Origin of the sequence: Aetokthonos hydrillicola CCALA 1050 (genome assembly GCF_017591665.1) — a bacterium.
GTDB classification, from domain to species: domain Bacteria; phylum Cyanobacteriota; class Cyanobacteriia; order Cyanobacteriales; family Nostocaceae; genus Aetokthonos; species Aetokthonos hydrillicola.
Map to the genome: position 1 here is coordinate 1 of NZ_JAAKGC010000222.1, position 4,141 is coordinate 4,141.

Annotated in this window: 4 protein-coding genes and 1 pseudogene; 4 read left to right on the top strand and 1 reads right to left on the bottom strand. The window is 41.1% G+C overall.

The genetic code is table 11. From position 1 onward, the window contains the following. From G4P69_RS35880 to G4P69_RS35895, 4 genes are all read left to right on the top strand, one after another. The coding region (locus G4P69_RS35880) for a DUF6262 family protein (RefSeq protein ID WP_208354691.1) at positions 1-932 on the top strand (932 nt) is incomplete at its 5' end. Positions 933-1,117: 185 nt separating this feature from the next. Beyond that, positions 1,118-1,321, top strand: coding sequence for a hypothetical protein (locus G4P69_RS35885; protein ID WP_208340636.1), 204 nt, complete (start codon positions 1,118-1,120; stop codon positions 1,319-1,321). A 385-nt stretch (positions 1,322-1,706) separates the two neighbouring features. Next, entirely contained in the window at positions 1,707-2,429 is a 723-nt protein-coding gene (locus G4P69_RS35890; RefSeq protein ID WP_208340638.1) for a competence protein CoiA family protein, read from the top strand. A gap of 298 nt (positions 2,430-2,727) precedes the next feature. Beyond that, a complete protein-coding gene (locus tag G4P69_RS35895) occupies positions 2,728-3,663 on the top strand; it encodes a tyrosine-type recombinase/integrase (RefSeq protein WP_390693906.1) in 936 nt (311 codons plus the stop codon). Positions 3,664-4,014: 351 nt separating this feature from the next. Here G4P69_RS35895 and G4P69_RS39755 read toward each other — a convergent pair. Further along, positions 4,015-4,141 (bottom strand): annotated as a pseudogene (locus G4P69_RS39755) (alternative ribosome rescue aminoacyl-tRNA hydrolase ArfB); the annotation flags it as partial.

Sequence of the window (4,141 nt, forward strand, 5' to 3'; positions counted from 1 at the left end):
TCTCCCAAATGATGAAATCAGGGAAAAAGGTTAACTTTCACACGGTAGCTGAAGCAGCGGGTGTATCAGTTGCTTACCTTTATAAACAAGAATCTCTTAGGGAACGGATTGATAGACTTAGAAATCAAAATTCTGCTATAATTGGGATACCACTAAATCAGGGTGCATCTGATGAGTCAAAAAAATCTATAGCTACAACATTGAAAGAACGCTTAAGAAAACTAGAAGCTGAGAACAGAGGTTTACGAGAACATATAGAAGTTATTCAAGGAATAGCTTTAGAAGTTACAAACCTACGACAACAACTAGAAGTCTTAAGGAAAGATAAAGCGAAAATCGAAACAGAAAATCAACGGTTGCTCCAAGAACTAGAACTAGAAATTGGCAGTCTTAAAACAGAAAACGGCTCTTTAAAAGAGCAATTATACGAATGCCATAGTTCTAGACAAGTTTCAACTAGCTTTACACTGCCTATCGATGCTAAAGTTACTTCTTTAGATAAGAAAAGAATACAGGGAAAAGATATCAGTGATAAAATTAAATTGGAGCTAGACTCTGTTGGAGTTAAGATTAATACAACTCTAACCAAAGCTATTAAATCTACATCAGAAGAAATTGTTTTAAGTGCTATACAAGCACTCAGAGAAGCGCTTAAGCTTGGTAGTATTGAACGACCTGGAGGTTGGCTTAACAGAGCAATACAAGATGGTTGGATGCCCAATGAAAACAATCTTCCACAGGATAAAGTTGAAAGGGATATTTTCAAACAGTGGTTTGATTTAGCCTATAAGCAACGATTAGTCCTAGCAAGTACAAAAGATAGTGACGGCAGAATGTATGTTTTTACTGTTGATGGCGTAAGGCTATCCTTCGACCAGATGCTAGCAGAATATCCTTTGGAGAAACTCAAACCATCACTATCGAAAATATAAATAGATTTGCCCTCCTTAACTGCAGTGTTTGGACTAACACTATATGTTTGCAATTCTTAGTTAAGAACCGTTAAGCTACAGCTTGTTTACGTTGTAGAATACCAAAGCTACTTGTACGTTGTAGAAACCATAAATAAAGTGAAAAACTTTACTGGGTATACATTCTAGCCATTTAGCATCAGATAATGACGGGAGCAGTCCTGGATTGTCTCACGGAGTCTGGTATACTAGCGAATGACTCTTCTGGGTATGTTGTTGGCTGTTCGGGGGAATTTGTTAAACAGCGTAAGGAGCGCAACCAGGACAAGCAGGTAGGGATACTGGTGATCATTAGCCCTGCTCAGCTGAGATCGCTGGATGATATTCTGGCTTTGGAGGGATTGGCTTAATACTGGGTGAATACTATCAGACTAGCCGCCGAGATGTGTGCAAAATGGGACACGTTGTAAAGTTTTGTAAAGATGATGGTCGAAAACCTTGATTTACCCTAGTTTCAGCTTGAAGAACAACCCCTAATTTACGATGAGTACCATGCGATTGCCTTCGGCACTGCGCTCCGCGCAATCGCATCCAGGCGGCTCATAAAGGAGCATCGCTATTACTCTCGCCCTAACCTCACTCTTAAGCTGAAAAACAAAAAGACTGTATCACCCTTATAGATTCTGACTTGGGGCGAAGTGATGCTTTGCGGTAGGAACAGATCACGGTTGTGAACAATCGCTATTGAACATTATTGTCCAGTTAAGGGTGCAATCTACAACGAGTGCAGGATTTATGAGCAAATGGCACTTAAACTGGCAAGAAATGTTTGCTTTTGAGTATCGTGAAGTTGTTATGTGCAATGGCTTGCACAAACATAGAGCAGATTTATGCTTACCTCAACCTGATAATAAATTGCTGATTGTTGAGTTTCAGCATAGCAGTATCAGCGTTAATGAGATATGCAGGCGCGAACAGTTTTATACTGAAATTGGTCATCTGCTTTGGGTCTTTGATGCAAGAGAGTTTCGTATCAGGCTGGAACCAGCAGATGAAAATATTTATCGTTTTAGCTGGGTGCGATCGCGCAGCTCATTATGGGCGATAAATAGTTCCTTAGCCTTTGACTTTGGTCATGTCATTCTGCTAATTGCACAAGCCCATCAACGTAGTAGTAAGCATCTTAAAAGTGGTGGTTGGGGTTGGCTTTACCGCAAAGAAGAATTTGTGAATATGCTGCACAAGTTCACTGCATTATTTACATTCGACACGAGTAAACCTTTGTGGGAGAGAAAAAAAAGGAATGCTACAACACCTCAACTCAAAGCTGCGGCAAAGCTTGTACAAGAAGCTGATTCTATGATTGTTGAGCATGTAGCACTGCTAGAACTTAAAAAGCAGTTACCTAACGTTAGTCATTTGGGGCTAAGAGGTGCGCTCTTTGCTGCCTGCCAACAAGCAGGTTATGTGAAGACTCATGTTAATCAACAATATTTAGCTTGGGTTAAAGAAATTTAGCGGGCGATAGCGAAGCGCTGCCGCCTACGGCAGATCGCACTCTGCGGGACAGGGGGATGATCTATTTTATTCCCTATAATAAGGACAATTACGGAATTACTTATCAGAATACAACTAGCAAGAACGTTGTTTCGGATAAGTAGATGCGTAAACTCACTCAAATTGGTACATTAAGGACAGCTATCAAGGGAAAACTCTTTAAAACGCTAACCATTGTTGTTTTATGTCCTCAAACCCAACTGAGCAGAACCTTTCACCAACTGTAGACTTAGACCGCGTTCTGCCTTCAGTTGAACTGATGCTGACATCCCCTTTACCTTTAACTGAACACCCAGCAGCAGTTTATTTAGCAGGACTCTCAAGAGGTTCTCGTCCAGCGATGCAGCAAGCTTTGAATGCTTTAGCCCAACTTTTAACCAATGGTTACTGTGATGCTCTTACCCTCAATTGGGCAGCACTGAGATACAAACATACTGCTGCTGTGCGTGCTGTTTTGATGGAGAAATATTCCCCGGCTTATACCAATAAAATGCTTTCTGCCTTAAGGCGAGTCTTAAAAGAAGCACTGCGGCTAGAGTTAATAGATGCGAGAGACTTTAGCCATGCTGTGGATATTCGTAATGTTAAAGGGTCAAAAGATTTACAGGGACGGGCTTTAAGTGAATCAGAAATTGCTGCTTTAATGCAGGTGTGTTTTGATGACCCTACCCCTATAGGTTATAGAGATGCTGCCTTGATAGCAATCCTGCGTGGATCTGGGTTAAGGAGGGGTGAGGTGGTTGCTCTAAATTCGTCAGATTTTGACCCTAATTCTGGTGGAATAAAAGTCAAGGGTGCTAAAGGAGGGAAAGACAGAACAGTGTACTTGCCTGATGTGGCAATCCCAATTGTACTTGACTGGCTTGGTGTCAGAGGTGAGGCTAGTGGTTCATTGTTATGTCATATTAATAAAGCTGGTTGTGTGGTTTTGCGACGGTTAACTTCTCAAGCAGTGTTGTTCATTTTACAAAAACGTGGATCTGAAGCTGGGGTGATGAACTTTTCTGCTCACGACTTCCGCAGGACTTTTATCACTGAATTGCTTGATTCTGGTGTAGATATTTCTACAGTACAGAAGTTGGCTGGTCATGCTTCCCCCGATTTGACGGCTCGGTATGATAGGCGTGGTGAGCAAACTAAGCGCCGTGCTGTTCAAGGGCTGAGTATTCCTGGTGCTAGGAAAAGAAGAAGTTAAACCCACAACTAAAGTTTTTTTATTACACACTCCTTTTTTTATGTAATATTTTTTACATTTTGCAGAAATCCATGTTTTCATAAAAATTAGTGCAAGAAATACTAAATCTTTCTTGCACTCGCATAAAGTGAAAAATCTGGCATTGCGTCTGTTTAACCCTTATTGTGTCGTAGCTTTTTATTGCGCTTACTAGCTAGCCATTCTGATAAGAGATTACGGTCATCTGGTATATCAAAGGGATTGTCTGTTTGTGGCGGCATTTCAATTATCGAAAAAATTAATTTTCGATAGTTACTTTAGCATACTCTGATGCGCGATTGCACTCTTAGGGCAGCGCTGCGGTTGCGATCGCTATTCGTCGGTAACCTGCCTTCTGATAGACTTAATCTGTCCTCGCTTGCTTTTACTATCAAGACGTTTTCTTTGGGAACTGCGAGATGGTTTGGTTGGCTTACGTTTTATCTTCAGTACGGTGACG

Excerpts from the sequence above, each read along its gene's own strand:
- G4P69_RS35885 (WP_208340636.1), top strand. The coding sequence starts at position 1,118 with ATGACGGGAGCAGTCCTGGATTGTCTCACGGAGTCTGGTATACTAGCG.
- G4P69_RS35890 (WP_208340638.1), top strand. The coding sequence starts at position 1,707 with ATGAGCAAATGGCACTTAAACTGGCAAGAAATGTTTGCTTTTGAGTAT.
- G4P69_RS35895 (WP_390693906.1), top strand. The coding sequence starts at position 2,728 with ATGCTGACATCCCCTTTACCTTTAACTGAACACCCAGCAGCAGTTTAT.